Origin of the sequence: Streptomyces sp. NPDC016640 (assembly GCF_043076215.1) — a bacterium.
GTDB lineage: Bacteria > Actinomycetota > Actinomycetes > Streptomycetales > Streptomycetaceae > Streptomyces.
The window spans coordinates 24,687-50,328 of record NZ_JBIBRG010000020.1; the positions used below are offsets into that span (position 1 = coordinate 24,687).

The following is a 25,642-nucleotide window of genomic DNA, read 5'->3' on the forward strand; positions in this document are numbered from 1 at the left end:
CTGCACTCGCACCGCCCTTCGCCGTCATACTTGGCGTCGGGCGGTGTGCGCCTTCGTACCGCGCGCCCTCAGTACCTCACGCACGCCCCCTCCAGCACGACCCGAAGCCGCCCTCTGCCGAAGAGATCCGGAGCCCGTGGCATGACCGTCTGCCTGCTCCTGCTGAGTGTTGTCGCCGTGACGGCCGCCGTGCCCGTCCCCCGGGCCCTGACCCGGGCGAAGTGGCCGGAACGGGAACCCGTGGTGGGCCTGTGGGTGTGGCAGTGCCTGGTCGCCACCGTCCTGCTGTGCTGTCTGACGGCCCTCGCCCTCGGCGCCGCCGCCGTCTTCGGCACCGTCCGCGCCCAGCTCTTCGCCCCGGCCCCGCCCGCCGTGACCGCGGCGTACGACCTGTCCGCCGCGCCGGTCTGGGCGACCGCCCTCACCGTGCTGCTGGCCTGCGGGGCGGCCTGGACGGCGGCCATGCTCGGGCGCGAGCTGGTCGAGGCCCGCCGCCGGCGCGCCCGGGCCCGGGCGCACCTGCGCGAACGAGCCCCCGAGCTGCCCGCGGGACTTCCCGAGGCCCGCGGCCCCCTGCTGGTGCTGGAGGACGAGTACCCCGACGCCTGGTGGATGCCGGGCAGCCCGCCCCAGCTGATCGTCACCACCGGCGCCCTGCGGCGCCTGACCGGCCACCAGGTGGACGCCGTCCTCACCCACGAACGCGGTCACGCCCGCGCCCGCCACGACTGGCTGCTGCACCTGTCCACCGCCCTGGCCACCGGGTTCCCCCGGATCCCGCTGTTCGCGCACTTCTGCGACCAGACGCACCGCCTGGTCGAGCTGTCCGCCGACGACACGGCCTCCCGCCGCTGCGGCCACCTGACCACGGCCCTGGCCCTGATCGAGCTCAACCAGCACCGCGGCGTGCTCTCCTGCGCCTCCAGCCACCGTCTGCTCGGCGAACGCGTCGACCGCCTGCTGGAGCCGCCGCCCCGCCTCGAGCGCCACCACCGCGCCCTGACCACCACGGCGGCGGCCCTGGTTCCCCTCATCCCCCTCCTGATCACCTTCGCACCGGGACTGACGGCCCTGCCGTAGCCGCCGCGCGGTCGCGGGCCGGCGCCCCGGTGGCCGGCCCCGCCGCGGCCACCGCACGCCGGACCTCCGACGCCCTCGCACATCCGTTCCGTTCTCAGGTGTCGCGGAGCGAACGGGAGGGTAGATGCCACCGCTCGAGCCCTTTCAAGCGTGGCGTTGATCACCATGTCGCCGAATGATCATCGGAGGTAGCTTGTGCGTCTGTGACGGACACTCAGCTCTCCCCCCACCACGACGTGCCGGCCGAACTCGCCACCGCTCTGTTCGGTAGCCGCTCCGCCGCTGCCCACCACTCCTGGAAACGGCTGTTCGGCTCCGCCCCGTTCGCCTATCAGGAAGGCCTTTCCCACGAGGAGCGCATCCGGCTGTCCTACGAGCGTCTGCGCCTGGTCGATCACCATCTCGACGACCCGCTGGCCTTCGCCTGCGATCCCACCGCGCTGAGCGCGATGCACGAGTGGGCCGGCGTCGTCGACGCCGGCATGGCGACCTGCGCCAGCATCCACTACAACTTATTCCTCGGCAGCCTCCTCGATCACGACCACGACGACCGGGATCTGACCGCATACGCCCGGATGTCCCGCGTCGGAACGTTCCTGTGCACCGAACTCGCCCACGGCAACGACGCCGCCCAGATGGAGACCACCTGCACCTTCGACCGGGCCACCGGCGGCTTCGTCCTCGACACCCCCCGTCCCGAGGCCTGCAAGTGGATGCCCAACACCAGCGCCGTGGGCGGGCCCAAGGACGCCGTGGTCGCCGCCCGCCTCCTCGTCGACGACCGCGACCTTGGCGTGTTCCTGTTCCTCACCCCGTTGCACGATGCCCACGGCACACCGCTGCCCGGCGTGGAGATACGCCGGCTGCCCCAGACCGCCAGCAGCCCCGTCGACCACTGCGCCACCAGCTTCCACCACGTCCCCCTGCCCTACACCGCGCTGCTTCAGGGCGAGCACGGACGCCTCACCCGTGACGGACGCTTCACCAGCAGCCTCGGCAGCCCCCGCAAACGGTTCCTGCGCTCCATCAGCCGCGTCACCATGGGCAAGCTCTGCATGAGCGCCTACAGCCTCGGCACCACCCGCCACGCCCTGACCGTCGCCGTCCGCCACGCCCACAACCGCCACACCTCCGGCATGACCGGCGGGCACAAGGTGCCGCTGTTCGCGCACCGCAGCCACCACGGGCCCCTGCTGGAGGCCACCGCCACCGCCTACGCCGCCACGCTCCTGCAGCGCGACGTGACCCGGCAGTGGGCCGACGACACGGACGGCGACGTGGAGGACCGCGAGCGGCTCATCGCCGTCGCCAAGGGATGGATCACCTGGCAGGCCCGCGCCGTCATGACCGAGTGCCGCGAGCGCTGCGGCGCCCAGGGCCTGATCCTGGCCAACGGCATCGCCGGCCAGCTCGCCGCGAACGAGGGCACCATCACCGCCGAAGGCGACAACAAGGTGATCTGGGTCAAGGCCGCGGGCGAGATGCTGCTCGGTGGCCTCGTGCTCAAGCCGGTCAGTGAGATCCCGCCCGAGCTGCGCCCGCTGACGGACCCGCAGCACCTGCAGGACCTCCTGGCGGACATCGAGCGGATCTGGCACGAGCGGGCCCGCGCCCGGCTCCGCACCGGCCGGGCCCCCTCACCCCTGGCGCGGTGGAACGCGACCGTCACCCCCGCGCTCGAGCTCGTCGACGCACACGCCCACCGACTGGCCGGCCAGTCGCTGTCCGACGCGGCGGGCCGGGCGGTCGGCGCACGGACCCGGCACCTGCTGACCGACCTGCACCGGCTGTTCGCCCTCCGCCGGATCGCCGCGCACAGCGGTGACCTGCTGGCCCAGGGGCGGATCACCGCGGAACAGGTCCAGCAGCTGCCCGACGCTGTTGACAACGTAGTCATGGCTCTGGAGCCCCACGCGCTGACGCTGGTCGAAGGGTTCGACGTGCCGGAGGAACTGCTGAGCGGCCACCCCGTGCTGCACGCCGCGCGTGGGGCGGATCCGGTGCCGGCGTAGAAGCGCGGAGGCCCGTCCGGGCCGGTCAGCCGTACAGGGCACGGTGGCAGGTGTAGCCGAATTCGTCGCCGGCGCTGAGGACGTACACGACGCGGCCGCAGAAGTCGCGGTAGTCGGCCCGCTGGGCCTCGTCGAGGGCGAGGGCGGTGACCGGCCCGGCGGGCGAGGCCCGCCGGAGGACCTCCAGCAGACGCCGGGGGGCGCTGAGTTCCATCACCTCCACCGCGCGCCGGAAGCCGTCGACGAGGTCCGGCCCCTGGACGGCCAGGTCCTCGAGGGCCTCCGCCAGGGGGCCGTCGGTCCTCGTCCGTGCCTCTCGCAGCATGTCGCAGCAGGCCCGCAGGGCGCACAGGTGGCCGAGGGGCAGCTGCACGGCGTACAGGCTGGGCAGCTCACTGCCGTCGGGGGCGTGAAGGACGTGGCCCGCGGTCGTGTGCTGCCCGGGGCCGGCCCCTGCGGTGGTCTCCGGCCACCGCAGGGGGACGGGCAGGCATCGCTGGATCCGGTCCCAGCTGTCGTAGGCGGCGCGGATGAGCTTGGCGTCGGTGTTGTCGAGGTCGGACAGGTAGAAGTAGTACAGGTGGTGCAGCAGGGGCTGCTCGATCGCGGTGAACCTGCTCATGAACACCGGGTCGTCGGGGACCAGGATCTGCATCGCTCACCCTTCTGCTCGTCGGCGGTGCAGGGGTTCGGGCGCCGGGTGCGAACAAGATAGTGAGGCTGCGGGATCCCGGGGCGGGGGCCTGCGAAGTCCGCCACCCGGTTCCGGCGCCGGCGCAGGAGCGGGCGGCGGACGCGGGCCCACGGCCGGCGCGACCCGGCAGGCGTCCTGGCGCCGGCGGGCCGCCCGGCCGCCGTGCACGCGTCCTTCGGCGGACCCTTCGTCCCGCTGCGTGGCCACTGCCCGCGTCCCGGCCGCGGCCGGGACGGCACACCTAGGTCCAGTCGGGCTCCGGCTCCTCCTCGGGCCAGTCGTCCGGACCGGGGCCGTCCGGGCCAGGGGCGTTCCGGACGGGGCCGTCCGGACCGGAGTCGCCCGGGTCGGCGCCGCCGGGTCCCTCCAGTCCGGCCAGCACGGCCACCACGCCCTCCCCGTAGGTGGCCAGCTTCTTCTCGCCCACCCCGCTGATCCCGCCGAGCTCGGCCACCGACGCGGGCCGGACCGCGGCGATCTCCCTGAGCGTGGCGTCGTGGAAGATGACGTACGCCGGAACGCCCTGCTCGCGGGCCTGCTCGGCACGCCAGGCGCGCAGCGCCTCGAACACGGGCAGGAGGTCCGCGGGCAGCTCGGCGGCGGCGGTCTTGGCCTTGCGGTCCCCCCGGGCACTCGTGCCCCGGGCCGCCGCCGGCTTCTTGGGCTCCTTGCGCAGCGGCACCTCCCGCTCCCGCCGCAGCACCGCACCGCTGGCCTCGGTCAGCACCAGCGTGCCGTACTCCCCCTCGACGGCGAGCAGCCCCTGGGCGAGCAACTGGCGGACGACGCCCCGCCATTCGGCCTCGGTCAGCTCCTCACCGATGCCGAACACGGAGAGCTGGTCGTGGTCGAACTGGATGACCTTGGCCGTGCGCCGCCCCAGCAGGATGTCCACGATCTGCACCGCGCCGAACTTCTGCCCGCGCTCGCGCTGCAGCCGCACCACCGTCGACAGCACCTTCTGCGCCGCGACGGTCCCGTCCCAGGTCTCCGGCGGGGCGAGGCACGTGTCGCAGTTGCCGCAGGCCGCCGAGTCGGCGTCCTGGCCGAAGTAGGCGAGGAGCCGGCCGCGTCGGCACCGGACCGTCTCGCACAGCGCGAGCATCGCGTCCAGGTGCTGGTTGGCCCGCCGCCGGAACGCCTCGTCGCCCTCGCCGGACTGGATGAGTTTCCGCTGCTGCACGACGTCGTTCAGCCCGTACGCCATCCAGGCCGTGGACGGCAGTCCGTCGCGCCCGGCGCGGCCCGTCTCCTGGTAGTAGCCCTCGACCGACTTGGGCAGGTCGAGGTGGGCGACGAACCGGACGTCCGGCTTGTCGATGCCCATGCCGAAGGCGATGGTCGCCACCACGACCAGGCCGTCCTCCCGCAGGAAACGGGCCTGGTGCGCGGCGCGCGTCCCCCCGTCGAGTCCCGCGTGGTACGGCACCGCCTCGACGCCGTTGCGCGAGAGGAACTCGGCGGTCTTGTCCACGGAGTTGCGCGAGAGGCAGTAGACGATGCCCGCGTCCCCGGCGTGCTCCTCGCGCAGGAAGTTCAGCAGCTGCTTCCTGGGGTCGGCCTTGGGCACGATCCGGTACTGAATGTTCGGCCGGTCGAAGCTCGCCACGAAGTGGCGGGCGTCCGGCATGTCCAGCCGTTCGGTGATCTCCCGGTGCGTGGCGTGCGTGGCGGTCGCCGTGAGCGCGATCCGGGGCACGTCCGGCCACCGCTGTCCGAGCACGGCCAGGTTGAGGTAGTCCGGCCGGAAGTCATGCCCCCACTGGGACACGCAGTGCGCCTCGTCGATCGCGAAGACGGAGATCTTCCCGCGCGAGAGCAGGTCCAGGCTGCTGTCCAGCCGGAGCCGCTCCGGCGCCAGGTACAGCAGGTCCAGCTCGCCGGCGAGGAACTCGGCCTCGACGGTCCGCCGCTCGTCGAAGTCCTGCGTGGAGTTCATGAACCCGGCGCGCACGCCCAGGGCCCGCAGCGCGGTCACCTGGTCCTGCATCAGCGCGATGAGCGGGGAGACGACGACTCCCGTACCCGGTCTGACCAGGGCCGGGATCTGGTAGCAGAGCGATTTTCCGCCGCCGGTCGGCATGAGCACGACCGCGTCACCGCCCGCCACCACATGTTCGACCACCGCCTCCTGCTCACCGCGGAAGGCGTCGTATCCGAACACCCGGTGCAGGGTGGCCAGCGCCTCCCGGTCCGTCACTGTCATCTCGGCGGTACCGCCCGTCCCCTGCATCGTCCCGTCCCCCGTGCGTCGTCCCTCGACCACTGCGTCCACGATAGGCGCCCGCACCGACAGTCCCGCGGTCGTCCACAGGTCCGCCCGGGACGGCAGCGGCCCGGCACCCCCGTGGCGGGGGTACCGGGCCGCTCCCTCGTCCGGCGGTGACGGGGTCAGCGCACGAACACCCCCGCGTCCCCCGCCAGCTCCAGGAAGTACTGCGGTGCCACGCCGAGCACCACCGTGACCGCCACGCCGACCCCGATCGCCGTCGTCGTCAGCGGTGACGGCACCGCGACGGTCGGGCCCTCGGGGCGCGGCTCGCTGAAGAACATCAGGACGATGACGCGGATGTAGAAGAACGCCGCGATGGCCGACGAGATCACACCGACCACGACCAGCGGGGCCGCTCCGCCCTCCGCCGCCGCCTTGAACACGGCGAACTTGCCGGCGAAGCCGGAGGTCAGCGGAATGCCGGCGAAGGCCAGCAGGAACACCGCGAACACCGCCGCCACCAGCGGGGAGCGGCGGCCGAGCCCCGCCCACTTGGACAGGTGCGTCGCCTCGCCGCCGGCGTCCCGGACCAGCGTGACCACCGCGAACGCGCCGATCGTCACGAAGGAGTACGCCGCCAGGTAGAAGAGGACCGACGAGACGCCGGACGGCGTGGCCGCGATGACGCCCGCGAGGATGAAGCCCGCGTGCGCGATCGACGAGTAGGCCAGCAGCCGCTTGATGTCGGTCTGCGTGATCGCCACGATCGCACCGCCCAGCATGGTGACGATCGCCACGGCCCACATGACCGGCCGCCAGTCCCAGCGCAGGCCCGGCAGCACCACGTACAGCACCCGCAGCAGCGCACCGAAGGCCGCCACCTTGGTCGCCGCCGCCATGAACCCGGTCACCGGGGTCGGGGCGCCCTGGTACACGTCGGGCGTCCACATGTGGAAGGGGACGGCGCCGACCTTGAACAGCAGGCCCATGACCAGCAGCGCGGCGCCGACCAGCAGCAGCGCGTCGTTGCCCATGGTCTCGGCGAGCGCCGGGGTGACGTCCTGGACCGTGCCGTCGACGACCTGCGCGATCGTCGCGTACGACATCGAGCCCGAGTAGCCGTACAGCAGCGCGATGCCGAACAGCGTGAACGCGGAGGCGAACGCGCCGAGCAGGAAGTACTTGACCGCCGCCTCCTGCGACATCAGCCGCTTGCGGCGGGCCAGCGCGCACAGCAGGTACAGCGGGAGCGAGAAGACCTCGAGCGCCACGAACAGCGTCAGCAGGTCGTTGGCCGCCGGGAAGATCAGCATGCCCGCGACGGCGAAGAGCAGCAGCGGGAACACCTCGGTGGTGGCGAACCCGGCCCTGACCGCCTGCTTCTCGCTGTCGCTGCCCGGTACGGACGCGGCCTGCGCGGCGAAGGAATCGACCCGGTTGCCGTGCGCCGCCGGGTCGAGCCGGCGCTCGGCGAAGGTGAACAGGCCGACCAGGGCGGTCAGCAGGATGGTGCCCTGCAGGAACAGGGCCGGTCCGTCGACGGCGATGGCGCCCATCGCCACGATGCCCGCCTTGGTGGTGGCGTACCCGTCGGCGGCGAGCGCCACGACCGCGGCGAAGGCCGCGACGAGCGCGACCACGGCCACGAACATCTGCGCGTAGTAGCGGGATTTGCGCGGCACCAGTGCCTCGACCAGCACCCCGGCGATCGCCGCGCCGACGACGATCAGAGTGGGCGCGAGCTGCCCGTACTCGATCTTCGGCGCGTCGATCTTCGAGATCGGGTCGGCCGCGGTGGCCGCCGTTGTCCACAGGCTGTGGACGGCTGCTGTCGCACTCACTTGGCCGCCTCCGCCTCGGGCTGGGGGTCCTTCTTCTGTACGTCGGACATGGTCTGCTCCACCGCCGGGTTCACGACGTCCGTGACGGGCTTCGGGTAGACGCCCAGGAAGATCAGCAGCAGCACCAGCGGAGCCACCACCGCGATCTCCCGCACCCGCAGGTCGGGCATCCCGGCGACCTCGGGCTTCACCGGGCCCGTCATCGTCCGCTGGTAGAGGACGAGGGTGTAGAGCGCGGCGAGGACGATGCCGAAGGTGGCGATGACGCCGATCACCGGATAGCGGGTGAACGTGCCGACCAGGACCAGGAACTCACTGACGAAGGGGGCGAGCCCCGGCAGCGAGAGGGTGGCCAGACCGCCGATCAGGAACGTGCCGGCCAGCACCGGGGCGACCTTCTGCACACCGCCGTAGTCGGCGATGAGCCGGGAGCCGCGCCGCGAGATCAGGAAGCCGGCGATCAGCATCAGCACGGCGGTCGAGATGCCGTGGTTGACCATGTACAGCGTCGCACCGGACTGGCCCTGGCTGGTCATCGCGAAGATGCCCATGATGATGAAGCCGAAGTGCGAGATCGACGCGTACGCGATCAGCCGCTTGATGTCGCGCTGGCCGACCGCGAGCAGCGCTCCGTAGATGATGCTGACGAGCGCCAGGACGAGGATCACCGGTGTCGCCCACTTGCTCGCCTCCGGGAACAGCTGGAGGCAGAAGCGGAGCATCGCGAAGGTGCCCACCTTGTCGACGACCGCCGTGATGAGCACGGCCACCGGCGCGGTGGACTCCTGCATGGCGTTGGGCAGCCAGGTGTGCAGCGGCCACAGCGGCGCCTTCACCGCGAAGGCGAGGAAGAAGCCGAGGAAGAGCCAGCGCTCGGTGCCGGTCGCCATGTCCAGCGAGCCGTCGGCCCGCGCCGCGGCGATCTCGGTGAGCGAGAAGTTCCCGGCGACCACGTACAGCCCGATCACCGCGGCCAGCATGATCAGACCGCCGGCCAGGTTGTAGAGCAGGAACTTCACGGCCGCGTACGACCGCTGCGTGGCCGCCGCCTGCTCCCCGTGCTCGTGGGCCCGGTCCCCGAAGCCGCCGATGAGGAAGTACATCGGGATCAGCATGGCTTCGAAGAAGATGTAGAAGAGGAAGACGTCGGTGGCCTCGAAGGAGAGGATCACCATCGCCTCGACGGCCAGGATCAGGGCGAAGAAGCCCTGCGTCGGCCGCCACCTCGTGCTCCCGGTCTCCAGGGGGTCGGCGTCGTGCCAGCCCGCGAGGATGATGAACGGGATCAGCAGGGCGGTCAGCGCGATCAGCGCCACCGCGATGCCGTCCACGCCCAGTTCGTAGCGGACCCCGAAGTCCGCGATCCAGGCGTGGGACTCGGTGAGCTGGTAGCGGTCGCCGTCCGGGTCGAACCGCACCAGGACGGCGATCGCCGAGGCGAGCGTGGCGAGCGAGAACAGCAGGGCCAGCCATTTGGCGGCCGTGCGCCGCGCGGCCGGTACGGCGGCCGTGGCGATCGCCCCGATGGCCGGGAGCGCCGCCGTCGCCGTCAGCAGAGGAAAGGACATCGGTATCAGACCGCCCTCATCAGCAGGGTCGCGGCGACGAGGACCGCGGCGCCGCCGAACATCGAGACCGCGTAGGACCGGACGAAGCCGTTCTGCAGCCGGCGCATCCGCCCGGACAGGCCGCCCATCGAGGCCGCCGTGCCGTTGACGACCCCGTCGACCAGGGTGTGGTCGACGTAGACCAGCGAGCGGGTGAGGTGCTCACCGCCGCGCACCAGGACCACGTGGTTGAAGTCGTCCTGGAGCAGGTCGCGCCGGGCGGCCCGGGTGAGCAGCGACCCGCGCGGGGCGACGGCCGGCACCGGACGGCGCCCGTACTGGGCCCAGGCGATCGCCACGCCGATGACCATCACGGCCACCGTGGCGGCGGTCACCGTCAGGGCGCTGATCGGCGCGTGACCGTGGTCGTGCCCGGTGACGGGCTCCAGCCAGTGCAGGAAGCGGTCGCCGATGCTGAAGAACGCGCCGCCCGCGACCGATCCGACGGCCAGCACGATCATCGGGACCGTCATGGCCTTCGGCGACTCGTGCGGGTGCGGGGGCGTGTACGCGCCGTGCGTCCCGGCGGCGGGCTCCACGTCCGGCTCGGCCGGGGACGGCGCCGGGGCGTTGCGCCAGCGCTCCTCGCCGAAGAACGTCATCAGCATCACGCGCGTCATGTAGTACGCGGTGACGGCCGCGCCCAGCAGGGCGCAGGCCCCGAGGATCCAGCCCTCGGTGCCGCCCTTGGCGAACGCCGCCTCGATGATCTTGTCCTTGGAGAAGAAGCCGGACAGGCCCGGGAAGCCGATGATCGCGAGGTAGCCGAGCCCGAAGGTGACGAACGTGACCGGCATGTACCTGCGCAGTCCGCCGTAGCGGCGCATGTCGACCTCGTCGTTCATGCCGTGCATCACCGAGCCGGCGCCGAGGAACAGCCCGGCCTTGAAGAAGCCGTGGGTCACCAGGTGCATGATCGCGAAGACGTAGCCGATGGGGCCGAGCCCCGCGGCCAGCACCATGTAGCCGATCTGCGACATGGTCGAGCCGGCCAGCGCCTTCTTGATGTCGTCCTTCGCGCAACCGACGATCGCACCGAAGAGCAGCGTGACCGCGCCGACGACGGTGACGGCCAGCTGTGCGTCCGGGGCGCCGTTGAAGACCGCTCCGGAGCGGACGATCAGGTACACGCCCGCCGTCACCATGGTCGCCGCGTGGATCAGGGCGGAGACCGGGGTCGGGCCCTCCATCGCGTCCCCGAGCCAGGACTGCAGCGGTACCTGGGCGGACTTGCCGCAGGCGGCGAGCAGCAGCATCAGCGCGATCGCGGTGAGCTTGTCCTCACCGGCGGCTCCGGCGAGTCCGGCCTCCCCGTGGCTGCCGAGCACCGGCTCGAAGGCGAAGGTGCCGAACCACAGGAACATCAGCATGATCGCGATCGACAGGCCCATGTCGCCGACGCGGTTGACCAGGAAGGCCTTCTTCGCGGCCGTCGCGGCACTCGGCTTGTGCTGCCAGAAGCCGATCAGCAGGTAGGAGGCGAGACCGACGCCCTCCCAGCCGACGTACAGCAGCAGGTAGTTGTCGGCGAGGACGAGGATCAGCATCGCCGCGAGGAACAGGTTCAGGTAGCCGAAGAAGCGGCGGCGCCGCTCGTCGTGCTCCATGTACCCGACGGAGTACAGGTGGATCAGCGAGCCGACGCCGGTGATCAGCAGGACGAAGGTCATCGACAGCTGGTCGAGCCGGAAGGCGACGTCGGCCTGGAAGCCCTCCACCGGGATCCAGCTGAACAGGTGCTGGGTGACGGTGCGTTCCCCGGCGTCCTTGCCCAGCAGGCCGGTGAACAGCACCAGGCCGAGCGCGAAGGAGACGGCCGCGAGCAGCGTGCCGATCCAGTGGCCGACGGCGTCCAGCCGGCGTCCGCCGCACAGCAGCACCGCCGCTCCGAGCAGGGGCGCCGCCACCAGCAGCGCAATCAGGTTCTCCACGATGCAGCGCCCCTCACAGCTTCATCAGGCTGGCGTCGTCGACCGAGGCCGAGTGGCGGGAACGGAACAGGGACACGATGATCGCCAGCCCCACCACGACCTCCGCGGCGGCGACGACCATCGTGAAGAAGGCGATGATCTGGCCGTCGAGGTTGCCGTGCATCCGGGAGAAGGCGACGAACGCCAGGTTGCAGGCGTTGAGCATGAGCTCGACGCACATGAACACGACGATCGCGTTGCGCCGGATCAGCACCCCGGTCGCGCCGATCGTGAACAGCAGCGCGGCCAGGTACAGGTAGTTGACGGGGTTCACTTCGACGCCTCCTCGGCCCGCTTGAACGTCGGCGCGTCGATGGCGCGACGGTCCAGACGCTCCTCCGCGCGCTGCTCCATCGCCCGCAGGTCGTTGATCGCCTCCTGCGACACGTCACGGACCTGGCCGCGGTCCCGCAGCGTCTTGCTGACGGTGAGGTCCGAGGGGGTGCCGTCGGGCAGCAGGCCCGCGATGTCCACGGCGTTGTGCCGGGCGTACACACCCGGTGCCGGGAGCGGCGGCAGGTACTTGCCGTCGCGGACGCGCTGCTCGGACATCTCCCGCTGGGTCCTGGCGCGCTCGGTGCGCTCCCGGTGGGTGAGCACCATGGCACCCACGGCGGCCGTGATGAGCAGGGCGCCGGTGATCTCGAAGGCGAAGACGTACTTGGTGAACAGCAGGGCCGCGAGGCCCTCCACGTTGCCGCCCGCGTTCGCCTGGCCGATGCCGCTGAACTCACCGAGCGAGGCGTTGCCGATCCCGCCGATCAGCAGGACGCCGAAGCCGAGCCCGCACAGCAGGGCCAGCCAGCGCTGGCCCCTGATGGTCTCCTTCAGGGAGTCCGCCGCGGTGACGCCGACCAGCATCACCACGAACAGGAACAGCATCATGATCGCGCCGGTGTAGACGACGATCTGTACGACGCCGAGGAAGTAGGCGCCGTTGGCCAGGTAGAACACCGCCAGGATGATCATGGTGCCGGCCAGGCAGAGCGCGCTGTGCACGGCCCGCTTCATGAAGACGGTGCACAGGGCGCCGATCACCGCGATCGTGCCGAGGATCCAGAACTGGAAGGCCTCTCCGGTGGAGGTGGAGTAGGCCGCGAGCTGCCCGGTCACCGTCCGATCACCTTCCCGGACGCCGGTTCCTCCGCGCCGAAGGTCGAGTCGGCCTCCTGCACCACCTCGCCCTTGGAGTGGGCGGCCTGCTGTTCCGTACCGGGTGCGGCCTCGGTCACCAGGCCCCGGTAGTAGTCCTGCTCGTCGGTGCCCGGGTACATGGCGTGCGGGGAGTCGACCATGCCCTCCTCCAGACCGGCGAGCAGCTGCTCCTTGGTGTAGATGAGGTTGGCGCGGCTGGAGTCCGCCAGCTCGAACTCGTTGGTCATCGTCAACGCGCGCGTCGGGCACGCCTCGATGCACAGCCCGCACAGGATGCAGCGGGCGTAGTTGATCTGGTAGACGCGGCCGTACCGCTCGCCGGGCGAGTAGCGCTCCTCGTCGGTGTTGTCCGCGCCCTCGACGTAGATCGCGTCGGCGGGGCAGGCCCAGGCGCACAGCTCGCAGCCGACGCACTTCTCCAGGCCGTCCGGATGGCGGTTGAGCTGGTGCCGTCCGTGGAAACGGGGAGCGGTGGTCTTCTGCTGCTCCGGGTACTGCTCGGTCAGCCGCTTCTTGAACATGGCCTTGAAGGTCACGCCGAAGCCGGCCACGGGATTCTGGAAACCGGGCTTGGTCTCCTTGGGCTCCTCAGCCATCGGACGCCTCCTTTCCATCCGTAGATCCACCCGGGGATTCGTCACCCCGGGTATCGGGCCCACCGCTGACGATCAGCTCCCGCTCGCGGTGCGAGGGGCGCCGCGGCACCGGCGGCAGTTCCTGTCCGGGCAGCGGCGGCACGGGGAATCCGCCCGCCATGGGGTCGAAGGCGGGCGCCTCGCCGGGCTCCTCGGCCTCCTTCGCCCGGAACATGTCGGCGACGAAGGACAGCAGGAGCAGGGTGAGGACGCCGGCGGCGACGTAGAGCGCGATGTCGGCGAAGTCGTAGTTCTCGTTGCGCAGGGCGCGGACGGTGGCGACGGCCATCAGCCACACCAGCGAGACCGGGATGAGGACCTTCCACCCGAGCTTCATCAGCTGGTCGTAGCGGACCCGTGGGAGCGTGCCGCGCAGCCAGACGAAGAGGAACAGCAGCAGCACCACCTTGGCCGTGAACCACAGCAGCGGCCACCAGCCGTGGTTGGCGCCCTCCCAGAAGGTGCTGACCGGGTACGGGGCCCGCCAGCCGCCCAGGAAGAGGGTCACCGCGACGGCCGAGACGGTCACCATGTTGATGTACTCGGCGAGCATGAACATCGCGAACTTGATCGACGAGTACTCGGTGTTGAAGCCGCCGACCAGGTCGCCCTCGGACTCGGGCATGTCGAACGGGGCGCGGTTGGTCTCGCCGACCATGGTGACGACGTAGATGATGAAGGAGACCGGCAGCAGCAGGATGTACCAGCGGTCGGCCTGCTGTTCGACGATCGTCGACGTCGACATCGACCCGGAGTAGAGGAACACCGAGGCGAACGCGGCGCCCATGGCGATCTCGTAGGAGATCATCTGCGCGCAGGAGCGCAGGCCGCCCAGCAGCGGATAGGTGGAGCCGGAGCTCCAGCCCGCCAGGACGATGCCGTAGATGCCGACCGAGGCGACCGCGAGGATGTAGAGCACGGCGATCGGCAGGTCGGTGAGCTGCATCGTGGTGCGGTGGCCGAAGACCGAGATCTCGTTGCCGGCCGGCCCGAAGGGGATCACCGCGATCGCCATGAAGGCCGGGACGGCGGCGACGACCGGCGCGAGGACGTACACCGCCTTGTCCGCGCGCGTGACGATGACGTCTTCCTTGAGCATCAGCTTCACGCCGTCGGCGAGCGACTGGAGCATGCCCCAGGGCCCGTGCCGGTTGGGGCCGATGCGCAGCTGCATCCAGGCGACGACCTTGCGCTCCATGACGATGGAGATCAGCACGGTCACCATCAGGAAGGCGAAGCAGAACACCGCCTTGACGACGACCAGCCACCAGGGGTCGCGGCCGAACATCGAGAGGTCTTCAGCGGCGAGGTACGGGCTCATGCCTCCACCTCCTTGGGGGCCTCGCCGGCGGGCGTCGCCGGTCCGATGCGGACGAGGGAACCGGGCCGTTCCCCGGTGTCGGAGGCGACGCCGCGGCCGGCGGAGTTCAACGGGAGCCACACCACGCGGTCGGGCATCTCGGTCACCTCCAGGGGCAGTTCGACCGTTCCGGCGGTGCCGGTCACGGCCAGCACGTCACCGGCCCTGACACCGACCTCGGCGGCCGTGGCGGCCGACACGCGCGCGCGGGCGGCGTGCCGGGTGCCGGCGAGCGCCTCGTCGCCCAGCTGCAGCAGGCCCTGGTCGAGCAGCAGCCGGTGCCCGGCGAGCACCGCCTCCCCGGCGGCCGGCCGGGGCAGCGCGCCCGCGGTCTCCAGCGGGTCGCTCGCGCGGGGGCCGGCCCAGGCGCCGAGCCGGTCGAGCTCCGCGCGGATCGTGCGCAGATCCGGCAGCCCCAGGTGGACGTCCATGGCGTCGGCCAGCATCTGCAGCACGCGCGCGTCGGTGGGCGCGAGCCGCCGGGTCATCTGGTCGGGCTTGAGCGCCGCCTCGAACATGCGGACCCTGCCCTCCCAGTTGAGGAAGGTGCCGGCCTTCTCGGCGACCGCGGCGACGGGCAGCACCACATCGGCGAGCTCGGTGACCTCACCGGGCCGCAGCTCCAGGGAGACCACGAACCCGGCCTCGGCGAGTGCCGCACGCGCGCGGGCCGGGTCGGGCAGGTCGGTCACCTCCACACCCGCGACCAGCAGCGCCTGGAGTTCACCGCGTGCCGCCGCCTCGACGATCCGGCCGGTGTCCCGGCCGTAGCGGTGCGGCAGTTCGGCGACGCCCCAGACGGCGGCGACCTCCTCGCGCGCACGGGGGTCGGTCGCCGGGCGGCCGCCCGGCAGCAGCGACGGCAGCGCGCCCGCCTCGACGGCGCCCCGCTCCCCGGCCCGGCGCGGGATCCACACCAGCCGGGCGCCGGTCGCGGCGGCCGTCCGCACGGCCGCGGTCAGGCCGCCCCGTACGGCCGCCAGCCGCTCGCCGACGACGATGACCGCGTCCTCGGTCCGCAGCGCCTCGGCGGCCCTGGCCCCGTCGCCCTCCAGGCCGACGCCGCTCGACAGCGCGTCCAGCCATTCGGTCTCGGTGCCGGGGGCGGCCGGCAGCAGCGTGCCGCCGGCCTTGAGCAGACCGGGCGTGGCGTGCGTGGCGAGGGCGAAGGTCCGCTGCCCGTGCCCCCGCCAGGCCTTGCGCAGCCGCAGGAAGACGCCGGGCGCCTCCTCCTCGGACTCGAACCCGACCAGCAGGACGGCGGGCGCCTGCTCCAGGGAGGTGTACGTGACGCCCGTGCCGTCGAGGTCGCGGCCGCGGCCCGCGACCCGTGCGGCGAGGAAGTCGGCCTCCTCACCGCTGTGCACGCGCGCGCGGAAGTCGACGTCGTTGGTGTCGAGCGCGACGCGCGCGAACTTGCTGTAGGCGTAGGCGTCCTCGACGGTGAGCCGGCCGCCGGTCAGGACACCGGTGCGGCCCCGCGAGGCCAGCAGCCCCTGGGCCGCGATCTGCAGCGCGTCGGGCCAGGACGCCGGCCGCAGGTCGCCCTCGGCGTTGCGCACCAGCGGCGTCTCGAGCCGGTTGCGCTGCTGGGCGTACCGGAAGGCGAAGCGTCCCTTGTCGCAGATCCACTCCTCGTTGACCTCGGGGTCGTGGGCGGCGAGGCGCCGCATGACCTTGCCGCGCCGGTGGTCGGTGCGGGTGGCGCAGCCGCCGGAGCAGTGCTCGCACACCGACGGCGAGGAGATGAGGTCGAAGGGGCGGGAGCGGAACCGGTAGGCGGCCGAGGTGAGCGCGCCGACCGGGCAGATCTGGATGGTGTTGCCGGAGAAGTACGACTCGAAGGGGTCGCCCTCGCCGGTGCCGACCTGCTGGAGCGCGCCCCGCTCGATCAGCTCGATCATCGGGTCGCCCGCGATCTGCTGGGAGAACCGGGTGCAGCGGGCGCACAGCACGCACCGCTCGCGATCCAGCAGCACCTGGGGGGAGATCGGGACGGGCTTTTCGTAGGTGCGCTTCTTGCCCTCGAAGCGGGACTCGGCGTGGCCGTGCGACATCGCCTGGTTCTGCAGCGGGCACTCGCCGCCCTTGTCGCAGACCGGGCAGTCCAGCGGGTGGTTGATGAGCAGCAGCTCCATCACACCCTGCTGGGCCTTCTCCGCGGCCGGCGAGGACAGATGGGTCTTCACCACCATCCCGTCGGTGCAGGTGATGGTGCAGGAGGCCATGGGCTTGCGCTGTCCCTCGACCTCGACGATGCACTGGCGGCAGGCCCCGGCCGGGGCGAGCAGCGGGTGGTCGCAGAACCGGGGGATCTCGATGCCGAGCTGCTCGGCGGCCCGGATGACCAGGGTGCCCTTGGGCACGCTGATCTCCGCGCCGTCGATCGTCAGCGTGACGAGGTCCTCGGGCGGCACCGCCGCCTCTCCTCCGCCGGAGGAGGCGCTCGTGGTGACGGTCATGCGTTCACCTCCGTACGGTGGTCGGCCCAGGCCGTCGACCTGGCCGGGTCGAAGGGGCAGCCGCGGCCCGTGATGTGCTCCTCGTACTCCTCGCGGAAGTACTTGAGCGAGGAGAAGATCGGCGAGGCGGCGCCGTCGCCGAGGGCGCAGAAGGACTTGCCGTTGATGTTGTCGGCGATGTCGTTCAGCTTGTCGAGGTCGGACATCCGGCCCTTGCCGGCCTCGATGTCGCGCAGCAGCTGCACCAGCCAGTACGTCCCCTCGCGGCAGGGCGTGCACTTGCCGCAGGACTCGTGGGCGTAGAACTCGGTCCAGCGGGTGACGGCGCGCACGACGCAGGTCGTCTCGTCGAAGCACTGCAGGGCCTTGGTGCCGAGCATGGAACCCGCGGCGCCCACTCCCTCGTAGTCCAGGGGGACGTCGAGGTGCTCGTCGGTGAACATCGGCGTCGAGGAGCCGCCCGGCGTCCAGAACTTCAGCCGGTGGCCCGGGCGCATCCCGCCGCTCATCTGCAGCAGCTGGCGCAGCGTGATGCCGAGGGGCGCCTCGTACTGGCCGGGGCTCGCGACATGGCCGCTGAGGGAGTAGAGCGTGAAGCCGGGGGACTTCTCGCTGCCCATGGAGCGGAACCATTCCTTGCCCCGGCTCATGATGGCGGGAACCGAGGCGATGGACTCGACGTTGTTCACCACGGTGGGGCACGCGTAGAGGCCCGCGACGGCGGGGAAGGGGGGACGGAGCCGCGGTTGGCCCCGGCGGCCTTCGAGCGAGTCGAGCAGTGCGGTCTCCTCACCGCAGATGTACGCGCCCGCGCCCGCGTGCACGGTGAGTTCGAGGTCGAGTCCGCTGCCCAGGATGTTCTCGCCGAGGAAGCCGGCTTCACGGGCCTCGCGCACGGCCTCGTGCAACCGCCGCAGGACGGGGACGACTTCACCCCGCAGGTAGATGAAGGCGTGCGACGACCTGATCGCGTAACAGGCGATGACGATGCCCTCGATGAGGCTGTGCGGGTTGGCGAAGAGGAGCGGGATGTCCTTGCAGGTCCCCGGCTCCGACTCGTCGGCGTTGACGACGAGGTAGTGGGGCTTGCCGTCCCCCTGGGGAATGAACTGCCACTTCATCCCCGTCGGGAAGCCGGCGCCGCCGCGCCCGCGCAGACCGGAGTCCTTGACGTACGCGATGACGTCGTCCGGCGACATGGCGAGCGCCTTGCGCAGCCCCTGGTATCCGTCGTGCCTGCGGTAGACGTCCAGCGTCCAGGACTCCTCCTCGTCCCAGAAGGCCGACAGCACGGGTGCGAGCAGCTTCTCCGGGCCGGTGTCCTTGAGTTCGGGTGCCAAGGTCATCACTCCCCCTCCTCGGCGACAGGTCCCGCCGGGTGGGAGGGATCGGAGGCCGATGTGTCCTGCGGCGCGTCGTGTGAGCTGAGGTGCTCCGTGGGCGACGGCTCGTGCGGCGGGGTGTCCCGCGGTGCCGCGCCGCGCGGGTGCACCACACGGGCGGGCGCCTCTCCCTTGGCCAGTTTCAGGCCGGCCAGCGACGCGGGGCCCGCGCTCCCCGTGGCGTCGACGGCGCCCTCCCGCTCGTCGGGGAAACCGGCCAGGATCCGCGCGGTCTCCCTGAAGGTGCACAGGGGCGCGCCGCGCGTGGGCGCGACCGGGCGGCCGGCGCGCAGGTCGTCGACGAGGCGCTTGGCGCTCTGGGGGGTCTGGTTGTCGAAGAACTCCCAGTTGACCATCACCACGGGCGCGAAGTCGCAGGCCGCGTTGCACTCGATGTGCTCCAGGGTGACCTTGCCGTCGTCGGTGGTCCCGCCGTTGCCGACGCCCAGGTGCTCCTGGAGCTCCTCGAAGATCGCGTCGCCGCCCATGACGGCGCACAGGGTGTTGGTGCACACCCCGACCTGGTAGTCACCGCTCGGCCGGCGCCGGTACATGGAGTAGAAGGTGGCGACCGCGGTCACCTCGGCCGAGGTGAGGCCGAGCATGTCCGCGCAGAACCGCATGCCGGTGCGCGTGACGTGGCCCTCCTCCGACTGCACCAGGTGCAGCAGCGGCAGGAGGGCGGACCGGGAGTCCGGGTAGCGGGCGATGACCTCGCGCGCGTCGGTCTCCAGCCGGGCCCGGACGTCGTCCGGGTAGGCGGGTGCGGGCAGTTCGGGCATGCCCAGGCTGACGCCCCGCTCCGAAGAAGAGGTGGTCACCGGTCGACGCCTCCCATCACGGGGTCGATGGACGCGACGGCGACGATGACGTCGGCGATCTGGCCGCCCTCGCACATCGCCGCCATGGCCTGCAGGTTGGTGAACGACGGGTCACGGAAGTGGACCCGGTAGGGGCGGGTGCCGCCGTCGGAGACGACGTGCGCCCCGAGTTCGCCCTTGGGCGACTCGACCGCCGCGTACGCCTGTCCCGGCGGGACGCGGAAACCCTCGGTGACCAGCTTGAAGTGGTGGATCAGCGCCTCCATGGAGGTGCCCATGATCTTCTTGATGTGGTCGAGGGAGTTGCCCAGTCCGTCCGGTCCCAGGGCGAGCTGGGCGGGCCAGGCGATCTTCTTGTCGGCGACCATGACCGGCCCGGGCCGGAGCCGGTCCAGGCACTGCTCGACGATGCGCAGCGACTGGCGCATCTCCTCCAGCCGGATCAGGAAGCGGCCGTAGGAGTCGCAGGTGTCGGCGGTCGGGACGTCGAAGTCGTAGGTCTCGTATCCGCAGTACGGCTGCGCCTTGCGCAGGTCGTGCGGCAGGCCGGTGGAGCGCAGGATCGGGCCGGTGGCGCCGAGGGCCATGCAGCCGGCCAGGTCGAGGTAGCCGACGTCCTGCATCCGGGCCTTGAAGATGGGGTTCCCGGTGGCGAGCTTGTCGTACTCCGGGAGGTTCTTCTTCATCTTCTTCACGAACTCGCGGATCCGGTCCACCGCGCCGGGCGGCAGGTCCTGCGCGAGTCCGCCGGGGCGGATGTACGCGTGGTTCATCCTGAGGCCCGTGATGAGCTCGTAGATGTCGAGAATGAGTTCACGGTCACGGAATCCGTAGATCATGATCGTGGTGGCGCCGAGCTCCATGCCGCCGGTGGCGATGCACACCAGGTGCGAGGAGAGCCGGTTCAGCTCCATCAGGAGCACCCGGATGACCGAGGCGCGGTCGGGGATCCGGTCCTCGATGCCGAGGAGCTTCTCGACCCCCAGGCAGTACGCCGTCTCGTTGAAGAACGGCGTCAGGTAGTCCATGCGCGTCACGAACGTGGTGCCCTGGGTCCACGTCCGGTACTCGAGGTTCTTCTCGATGCCGGTGTGGAGGTAGCCGATGCCGCAGCGGGCCTCGGTGACCGTCTCGCCGTCGATCTCCAGGATCAGGCGGAGCACGCCGTGGGTGGAGGGGTGCTGGGGGCCCATGTTGACGACGATGCGCTCGTCGTCGGCCCGGGCCGCGGTCTCGACGACCTCGTCCCAGTCGCCACCGGTGACCGTGTACACGGTGCCCTCGGTGGTCTCCCGGGGGAAGGCCGTCGAGGAGGCGGTCCCGGAGGGACTCGACGAGGGGTGGTCGCCGGGCGACGGGTGGGGAGTGCTCATGAGTACGACCTCCGCTGGTCCGGAGCCGGGATCTGGGCGCCCTTGTATTCGACGGGGATGCCGCCGAGGGGATAGTCCTTGCGCTGCGGGAAGCCCTGCCAGTCGTCCGGCATCATGATCCGCGTCAGGGCCGGGTGGCCGTCGAAGACGATGCCGAAGAAGTCGTAGGTCTCGCGCTCGTGCCAGTCGTTCGTCGGATAGACGGAGAACAGCGACGGGATGTGCGGGTCGCTGTCGGGGGCGCCGACCTCGAGCCGGATCACCCGGTTGTGGGTGATCGAGCGCAGGTGGTAGACGGCGTGCAGCTCGCGGCCCCTGTCGTTCGGGTAGTGCACACCGCTGACGCCGGTGCACAGCTCGAAGCGCAGGGCGGGGTCGTCGCGCAGGGTGCGGGCGACCCGGACCAGGTGCTCGCGTTCGATGTGGAAGGTGAGCTCGCCGCGGTCGACGACCGTCTTCTCGATGGCGTGGGCGGGGAGCAGGCCCTGCTCCTCCAGCGCGCCCTCCAGCTCGTCGGCGACCTCGTCGAACCACCCGCCGTAGGGGCGGGCCGCCGGTCCCGGGAGGCGGACCGAGCGGACCAGTCCGCCGTATCCGGAGGTGTCGCCGCCGTTGTCGGCGCCGAACATGCCGCGCTGGACGCGGATCTCCTCGCCGCCCCTGCCGCGCTGGCCCGGGAGGTTCTCGGCGGAGAGGTCCTTCTCCGGATTGACCCCGTTGCCGTTCGCGTCGCTCATCGCAGCAGCCCCTTCATCTCGATCGTGGGCAGGGCCTTGAGCGCCGCCTCCTCGGCCTCGCGGGCCGCCTCCTCGGCGTTCACGCCGAGCTTGGAGCCCTGGATCTTCTGGTGGAGCTTGAGGATGGCGTCCATCAGCATCTCGGGCCGGGGCGGACAGCCGGGGAGGTAGATGTCGACCGGGACGACGTGGTCGACGCCCTGGACGATCGCGTAGTTGTTGAACATGCCGCCCGAGGAGGCACAAACTCCCATCGAGATCACCCACTTGGGGTTCGGCATCTGGTCGTAGACCTGTCGCAGCACCGGCGCCATCTTCTGGCTGACCCGCCCGGCCACGATCATGAGGTCCGCCTGCCGCGGTGAGCCGCGGAAGACCTCCATGCCGAAGCGCGCCAGGTCGTAGCGGCCGGCGCCGGTGGTCATCATCTCGATGGCACAGCAGGCGAGGCCGAACGTGGCGGGGAAGACGGACGACTTGCGCACCCAGCCCGCGGCCTGCTCGACGGTGGTCAGCAGGAATCCGCTCGGCAGCTTTTCTTCGAGTCCCATGGCTAAAGGCCCCTCAGTCCCATTCCAGGCCGCCGCGCCGCCATACGTACGCGTACGCGACGAAGACGGTGAGCACGAAGAGCAGCATCTCCACGAGCCCGAAAAGCCCCAGGGCGTCGAAGGTGACGGCCCAGGGGTAGAGGAAGACGATCTCGATGTCGAAGACGATGAAGAGCATCGCCGTCAGGTAGTACTTGATGGGGAAGCGCCCGCCGCCGGCCGGCGTGGGGGTCGGCTCGATACCGCACTCGTAGGCTTCGAGCTTGGCGCGGTTGTACCGCTTCGGACCGATCAGCGTGGCCATGACCACGGAGAAGATCGCAAAGCCTGCCCCGAGGGCTCCCAGTACGAGGATGGGCGCATAGGCGTTCACCGCTCCTCGCTCCTCTCAGTCGGCACTGACTGCTGGCGGATGGCTCGGGCCCACGACCGCCCCTGCTGCCCCACGAACCACGCCCGCCCCGGCGAAGATCGAGAACATGTGAAGCAGGTCACAAGCCCAACCGCTCCGCATCTTATGCCCGTGGGTCTGTGATCTGCGACACGGGGTATCGCACAACCTTTGTGATCTCCACCACCTGACGAACGATCATGAAGTCGGATGAGCGGCGATCTTCGCACGCGAAGCGTTCGTGCGATCACCAATGGTGACATTTTATCTCGTCGGTGCAGCTCAGAGAGGTTGCCTCAATATCAAGAAGGTTCCTCCGCATGCAAATTGGTGCTGGACCGGATCTCTTGATAGAGGAGCGTTCACACGTCAGGGGGGTCGCGAGGCGGAATGTGGACGTGTGCGCGCGTTCACGAAGTCCCGGCGTCGCGTTCCGGCCACCGGCACCCCCGTCGACCGGAGCGCGGACGGCCGGCCCGACGCGGCTCCGGGGGTGATCGTTCCGTGACCTCCGCCACATCCATGAGGGGCGCGGGAGAAGGGGGGTTGGCCAAGCACCTCAACCGGTGGTAAGCGCGGGGCAATTAGGGCGTAACGATGAAAGTGCGTGATCAAGGGCCGATCACGGGCGCCCGCAATGTCCCTTACGGCGTCGGTAAAGAACGACACGCCCGGGATTCTGAGCCTCGATTGAACAACTGTGGCGCAGCCCACGTTTCTTGAAGATATGAAGCACCCCCTGGTACCGGTTGTTCCCATGTCCCACACCGCTCCCATACGCAGCCACCGGAAGCCCCGCCGCACCGCGCCGTCCACGATCGCGATGCGGGCCGGAGTTGCCGGTGGCGTCCTCAGCACCCTGGCAGTGGCCGGGGCGTCCGGTTCGGCGAACGCCGCCGAGCCGGTGACGCAGACCCTCGAACTGCCCACCCTGACGGCAGACCTGGCCGCTCAGGTCGCCCAGTCCGCGGACGCCACCCAGCAGGCCGCCGCGAACTACCAGCTGCAGGCCGAGCGTGACGCGGCCGCCACCCAGGCCGCCAAGGAGGCCAAGGCGGACCTCGCCGAGGCCAAGAAGAAGGCCGAGGCGAAGAAGAAGGCCGCCGAGGAGGCCCGCAAGGCCGCCGCCGAGCGCGCCGCCCGCGACGCCGAGCGCACCACCCTCTCCGCCGCGACGACGGCCACGGCCGCGGCCACCACCACCACGACCGCCTCCGCTCCGGCCGGCGGCAGCGTCGCGTCGGTCGTCGCCTTCCTCAGGGCACAGGTGGGCGACGCCTACGTCATGGGCGCCACGGGTCCCAACGCCTGGGACTGCTCCAGCCTGGTCCAGGCCGCGTTCCGCCAGGTCGGCGTCGACCTGCCGCGCGTCTCGCAGGACCAGTCGATGGTGGGCACCGACATCCCGCTGTCCCAGATCCAGGTCGGCGACATCCTCTACTGGGGCGGCAAGGGCTCCGCGTACCACGTGGGTGTCTACATCGGCGGCGGCCAGTACCTGGACGCCGCCAACTCGGCCAAGGGCGTCGTCATCCAGGACCTCTCCGGCTACCCGGCGTCGGGTGCCGTGCGCGTGCTCTGAGCCGCGCTCCCTCACGGGCCGAAGGGCCGCTGCCGCTCGGGCAGCGGCCCTCCCTCTTTCACCGCCTCGGTCCGGGGTGAGATCGCCCGATTGCCCGGATCATCCCCCTCCCGGGGCGGGTTGGCGGTGCCGGCATGCGCCGGCGGAGCCCCGTACGGCCCCCTGACGGCCGCTCACGGCTCCCGCCGCGGACGCCCGACGCCCGGGTGCCCGCCCTCAGGGCCCCGGCCGTCCACAGCGCCGTCCGCAGCGCCGGTCACCGCGAGGTGGCGGGCGCCGGGCGCCGGCACCGCCGGACCGCCCCTCGCGGGCCCCGGAACCACGACCGGGCCCGCGCCGGGACCCGGCAGCACCGCCCCGCCGGTCGGCGGCGTCCCGCCGTGCCCGGTGGACGCCGGTGACGTCACGCCTTCGGCGCCACCTTGCTCAGGCCGTTGATGATGCGGTCCATCGCGTCGCCGCCCGTCGGGTCCGTCAGGTTGGCGAGCAGCTTCAGGGTGAACTTCATCAGCATCGGGTGCGTCAGCCCGCGCTGGGCGGCGATCTGCATGATCTTCGGGTTGCCGATGAGCTTCACGAAGGCGCGGCCGAGCGTGTAGTAACCGCCGTAGGCGTCCTTCAGGATCCGCGGGTAGCGCCGCAGGGCGATCTCCCGCTGGGCCGGCGTCGCCCGCGCGTGGGCCTGGACGATCACGTCGGCGGCCATCTGCCCGGACTCCATGGCGTAGGCGATGCCCTCGCCGTTGAACGGGTTCACCAGGCCGCCCGCGTCACCGACCAGCAGCAGCCCGCGCGTGTAGTGCGGCTGGCGGTTGAAGGCCATGGGGAGCGCGGCGCCGCGGATCGGGCCGGTCATGTTGTCCGGGGTGTAGCCCCAGTCCTCCGGCATCGAGGCGCACCACGCCTTGAGGACCTCGCGCCAGTCCAGCTCCTTGAAGGAGTCGGAGGTGTTGAGCACGCCGAGGCCGACGTTGCTCGTCCCGTCGCCCATGCCGAAGATCCAGCCGTAACCGGGCAGCAGCCGGTCCTGGGGGCCTCGGCGGTCCCACAGTTCCAGCCAGGACTCCAGGTAGTCGTCCTCGTGCCGCGGCGAGGTGAAGTACGTGCGCACCGCGACGCCCATCGGGCGGTCCTCGCGGCGGTGCAGGCCCATCGCCAGGGACAGCCGGGTGGAGTTGCCGTCGGCGGCCACCACCAGCGGGGCGTGGAAGGTGACCTCCCGCTTCTCCTCGCCGAGCTTGGCCTGCACGCCCGTGATGCGCCCGGTGCGGTCGTCGACGATCGGCGCGCCGACGTTGCAGCGCTCGTACAGCCGGGCGCCGGCCTTCTGCGCCTGCCGGGCGAGCTGCTCGTCGAAGTCGTCCCGCTTGCGCACCAGGCCGTAGTCGGGGAAGGAGGCGAGATCCGGCCAGTCCAGCTGGAGGCGGACGCCGCCGCCGATGATGCGCAGGCCCTTGTTGCGCAGCCAGCCGGCCTCCTCGGAGATGTCGATGCCCATCGACACCAGCTGCTTCACGGCGCGCGGGGTGAGGCCGTCGCCGCAGACCTTCTCCCGCGGGAACTCGGTCTTCTCCAGCAGGAGCACATCGAGTCCTGACCGGGCCAGGTGGTAAGCGGTGGTGGAGCCGGCTGGCCCCGCGCCCACGACGATCACATCGGCGGTGTTGTCGGAGAGGGGCTCGGTCACGGCGGGATCTCCCCAAGGTTCGGAATGTGCGTGCCGACCGGCACTGGACACGGGCAGTCTATTCAGCAGAATTGATCACCCGGCTGAAGG

Annotated in this window: 20 protein-coding genes; 3 read left to right on the forward strand and 17 right to left on the reverse strand. The window is 71.0% G+C overall.

From position 1 onward, the window contains the following. Positions 1 to 141 precede the first annotated feature (141 nt). Both ACF07S_RS30825 and ACF07S_RS30830 read left to right on the forward strand, forming a co-directional pair. Positions 142 to 1,080 carry a M56 family metallopeptidase gene (locus ACF07S_RS30825; protein ID WP_391966123.1) on the forward strand — a complete coding sequence of 313 codons (939 nt, stop codon included), beginning with the start codon at positions 142 to 144 and terminating at the stop codon, positions 1,078 to 1,080. A gap of 203 nt (positions 1,081 to 1,283) precedes the next feature. Continuing rightward, a complete protein-coding gene (locus ACF07S_RS30830; protein WP_391966122.1) occupies positions 1,284 to 3,092 on the forward strand; it encodes an acyl-CoA dehydrogenase in 1,809 nt (602 codons plus the stop codon). 25 nt (positions 3,093 to 3,117) lie between these two features. On the opposite strand, the gene ACF07S_RS30835 is transcribed toward ACF07S_RS30830, so the two are convergent. The 16 genes from ACF07S_RS30835 to ACF07S_RS30910 form a co-directional block, all read right to left on the reverse strand. Then, positions 3,118 to 3,747 (reverse strand): hypothetical protein, encoded by a 630-nt coding sequence (locus ACF07S_RS30835; protein ID WP_391966121.1) that lies wholly within the window; start codon positions 3,745 to 3,747, stop codon positions 3,118 to 3,120. Positions 3,748 to 4,027: 280 nt separating this feature from the next. Further along, on the reverse strand, positions 4,028 to 6,019 hold the full coding sequence (recQ, locus tag ACF07S_RS30840) for a DNA helicase RecQ (RefSeq protein WP_391975723.1): 1,992 nt from the start codon (positions 6,017 to 6,019) through the stop codon (positions 4,028 to 4,030). 158 nt (positions 6,020 to 6,177) lie between these two features. Next, a complete protein-coding gene (gene nuoN / locus ACF07S_RS30845; protein WP_391966120.1) occupies positions 6,178 to 7,839 on the reverse strand; it encodes an NADH-quinone oxidoreductase subunit NuoN in 1,662 nt (553 codons plus the stop codon). Beyond that, entirely contained in the window at positions 7,836 to 9,407 is a 1,572-nt protein-coding gene (locus tag ACF07S_RS30850) for an NADH-quinone oxidoreductase subunit M (protein ID WP_391975684.1), read from the reverse strand. Before ACF07S_RS30850 ends, nuoN begins: the two co-directional genes overlap by 4 nt. Positions 9,408 to 9,412: 5 nt before the next feature. Beyond that, entirely contained in the window at positions 9,413 to 11,377 is a 1,965-nt protein-coding gene (nuoL, locus tag ACF07S_RS30855; protein ID WP_391966118.1) for an NADH-quinone oxidoreductase subunit L, read from the reverse strand. Positions 11,378 to 11,390: 13 nt separating this feature from the next. Then, positions 11,391 to 11,690, reverse strand: a complete 300-nt coding sequence (gene nuoK, locus ACF07S_RS30860) for an NADH-quinone oxidoreductase subunit NuoK (RefSeq protein ID WP_004927567.1) — start codon at positions 11,688 to 11,690, stop codon at positions 11,391 to 11,393. Beyond that, positions 11,687 to 12,529 (reverse strand): NADH-quinone oxidoreductase subunit J, encoded by an 843-nt coding sequence (locus tag ACF07S_RS30865; RefSeq protein ID WP_391966117.1) that lies wholly within the window; start codon positions 12,527 to 12,529, stop codon positions 11,687 to 11,689. The genes nuoK and ACF07S_RS30865 overlap by 4 nt, the downstream gene beginning before the upstream one ends. Then, positions 12,526 to 13,167, reverse strand: a complete 642-nt coding sequence (gene nuoI / locus ACF07S_RS30870; RefSeq protein WP_391966116.1) for an NADH-quinone oxidoreductase subunit NuoI — start codon at positions 13,165 to 13,167, stop codon at positions 12,526 to 12,528. Before nuoI ends, ACF07S_RS30865 begins: the two co-directional genes overlap by 4 nt. Next, positions 13,160 to 14,527 (reverse strand): NADH-quinone oxidoreductase subunit NuoH, encoded by a 1,368-nt coding sequence (gene nuoH, locus ACF07S_RS30875; protein WP_391966115.1) that lies wholly within the window; start codon positions 14,525 to 14,527, stop codon positions 13,160 to 13,162. The genes nuoI and nuoH overlap by 8 nt, the downstream gene beginning before the upstream one ends. Beyond that, positions 14,524 to 17,028: an NADH-quinone oxidoreductase subunit G gene (locus ACF07S_RS30880; protein WP_391975685.1), complete on the reverse strand. Its 2,505-nt coding sequence runs from the start codon at positions 17,026 to 17,028 to the stop codon at positions 14,524 to 14,526. Before ACF07S_RS30880 ends, nuoH begins: the two co-directional genes overlap by 4 nt. Beyond that, a complete protein-coding gene (nuoF, locus tag ACF07S_RS30885) occupies positions 17,025 to 18,374 on the reverse strand; it encodes an NADH-quinone oxidoreductase subunit NuoF (protein ID WP_391966113.1) in 1,350 nt (449 codons plus the stop codon). Before nuoF ends, ACF07S_RS30880 begins: the two co-directional genes overlap by 4 nt. After that, entirely contained in the window at positions 18,374 to 19,231 is an 858-nt protein-coding gene (gene nuoE, locus ACF07S_RS30890; protein ID WP_391966112.1) for an NADH-quinone oxidoreductase subunit NuoE, read from the reverse strand. Before nuoE ends, nuoF begins: the two co-directional genes overlap by 1 nt. Continuing rightward, positions 19,228 to 20,604 (reverse strand): NADH-quinone oxidoreductase subunit D, encoded by a 1,377-nt coding sequence (locus tag ACF07S_RS30895; protein WP_391966111.1) that lies wholly within the window; start codon positions 20,602 to 20,604, stop codon positions 19,228 to 19,230. Before ACF07S_RS30895 ends, nuoE begins: the two co-directional genes overlap by 4 nt. Beyond that, the gene (locus ACF07S_RS30900; protein ID WP_391966110.1) at positions 20,601 to 21,341 is read right to left on the reverse strand and encodes an NADH-quinone oxidoreductase subunit C; all 741 of its coding nucleotides are present in this window, start codon (positions 21,339 to 21,341) and stop codon (positions 20,601 to 20,603) included. The genes ACF07S_RS30895 and ACF07S_RS30900 overlap by 4 nt, the downstream gene beginning before the upstream one ends. Continuing rightward, on the reverse strand, positions 21,338 to 21,892 hold the full coding sequence (locus ACF07S_RS30905; RefSeq protein ID WP_031035164.1) for an NADH-quinone oxidoreductase subunit B family protein: 555 nt from the start codon (positions 21,890 to 21,892) through the stop codon (positions 21,338 to 21,340). Before ACF07S_RS30905 ends, ACF07S_RS30900 begins: the two co-directional genes overlap by 4 nt. A gap of 13 nt (positions 21,893 to 21,905) precedes the next feature. Further along, positions 21,906 to 22,265, reverse strand: a complete 360-nt coding sequence (locus ACF07S_RS30910; protein ID WP_030494815.1) for an NADH-quinone oxidoreductase subunit A — start codon at positions 22,263 to 22,265, stop codon at positions 21,906 to 21,908. A 745-nt stretch (positions 22,266 to 23,010) separates the two neighbouring features. Between ACF07S_RS30910 and ACF07S_RS30915 the strand changes: the two genes are divergently transcribed. Then, a complete protein-coding gene (locus tag ACF07S_RS30915) occupies positions 23,011 to 23,865 on the forward strand; it encodes a C40 family peptidase (RefSeq protein WP_391975686.1) in 855 nt (284 codons plus the stop codon). Positions 23,866 to 24,268: 403 nt separating this feature from the next. On the opposite strand, the gene ACF07S_RS30920 is transcribed toward ACF07S_RS30915, so the two are convergent. After that, complete coding sequence (locus ACF07S_RS30920; protein WP_391966108.1) at positions 24,269 to 25,552, reverse strand: geranylgeranyl reductase family protein; 1,284 nt, start codon at positions 25,550 to 25,552, stop codon at positions 24,269 to 24,271. Positions 25,553 to 25,642 lie beyond the last annotated feature (90 nt).

Bases quoted from the DNA above. Each gene is read 5' to 3' on its own strand.
- ACF07S_RS30850 (WP_391975684.1), bottom strand. From the start codon at position 9,407: ATGTCCTTTCCTCTGCTGACGGCGACGGCGGCGCTCCCGGCCATCGGG.
- nuoH (WP_391966115.1), bottom strand. From the start codon at position 14,527: ATGAGCCCGTACCTCGCCGCTGAAGACCTCTCGATGTTCGGCCGCGAC.
- nuoI (WP_391966116.1), bottom strand. From the start codon at position 13,167: ATGGCTGAGGAGCCCAAGGAGACCAAGCCCGGTTTCCAGAATCCCGTG.
- nuoF (WP_391966113.1), bottom strand. From the start codon at position 18,374: ATGACCTTGGCACCCGAACTCAAGGACACCGGCCCGGAGAAGCTGCTC.
- ACF07S_RS30825 (WP_391966123.1), top strand. From the start codon at position 142: ATGACCGTCTGCCTGCTCCTGCTGAGTGTTGTCGCCGTGACGGCCGCC.
- recQ (WP_391975723.1), bottom strand. From the start codon at position 6,019: ATGCAGGGGACGGGCGGTACCGCCGAGATGACAGTGACGGACCGGGAG.
- ACF07S_RS30905 (WP_031035164.1), bottom strand. From the start codon at position 21,892: ATGGGACTCGAAGAAAAGCTGCCGAGCGGATTCCTGCTGACCACCGTC.
- ACF07S_RS30900 (WP_391966110.1), bottom strand. From the start codon at position 21,341: ATGAGCGACGCGAACGGCAACGGGGTCAATCCGGAGAAGGACCTCTCC.
- ACF07S_RS30915 (WP_391975686.1), top strand. From the start codon at position 23,011: ATGAAGCACCCCCTGGTACCGGTTGTTCCCATGTCCCACACCGCTCCC.
- ACF07S_RS30835 (WP_391966121.1), bottom strand. From the start codon at position 3,747: ATGCAGATCCTGGTCCCCGACGACCCGGTGTTCATGAGCAGGTTCACC.
- ACF07S_RS30880 (WP_391975685.1), bottom strand. From the start codon at position 17,028: ATGACCGTCACCACGAGCGCCTCCTCCGGCGGAGGAGAGGCGGCGGTG.
- ACF07S_RS30895 (WP_391966111.1), bottom strand. From the start codon at position 20,604: ATGAGCACTCCCCACCCGTCGCCCGGCGACCACCCCTCGTCGAGTCCC.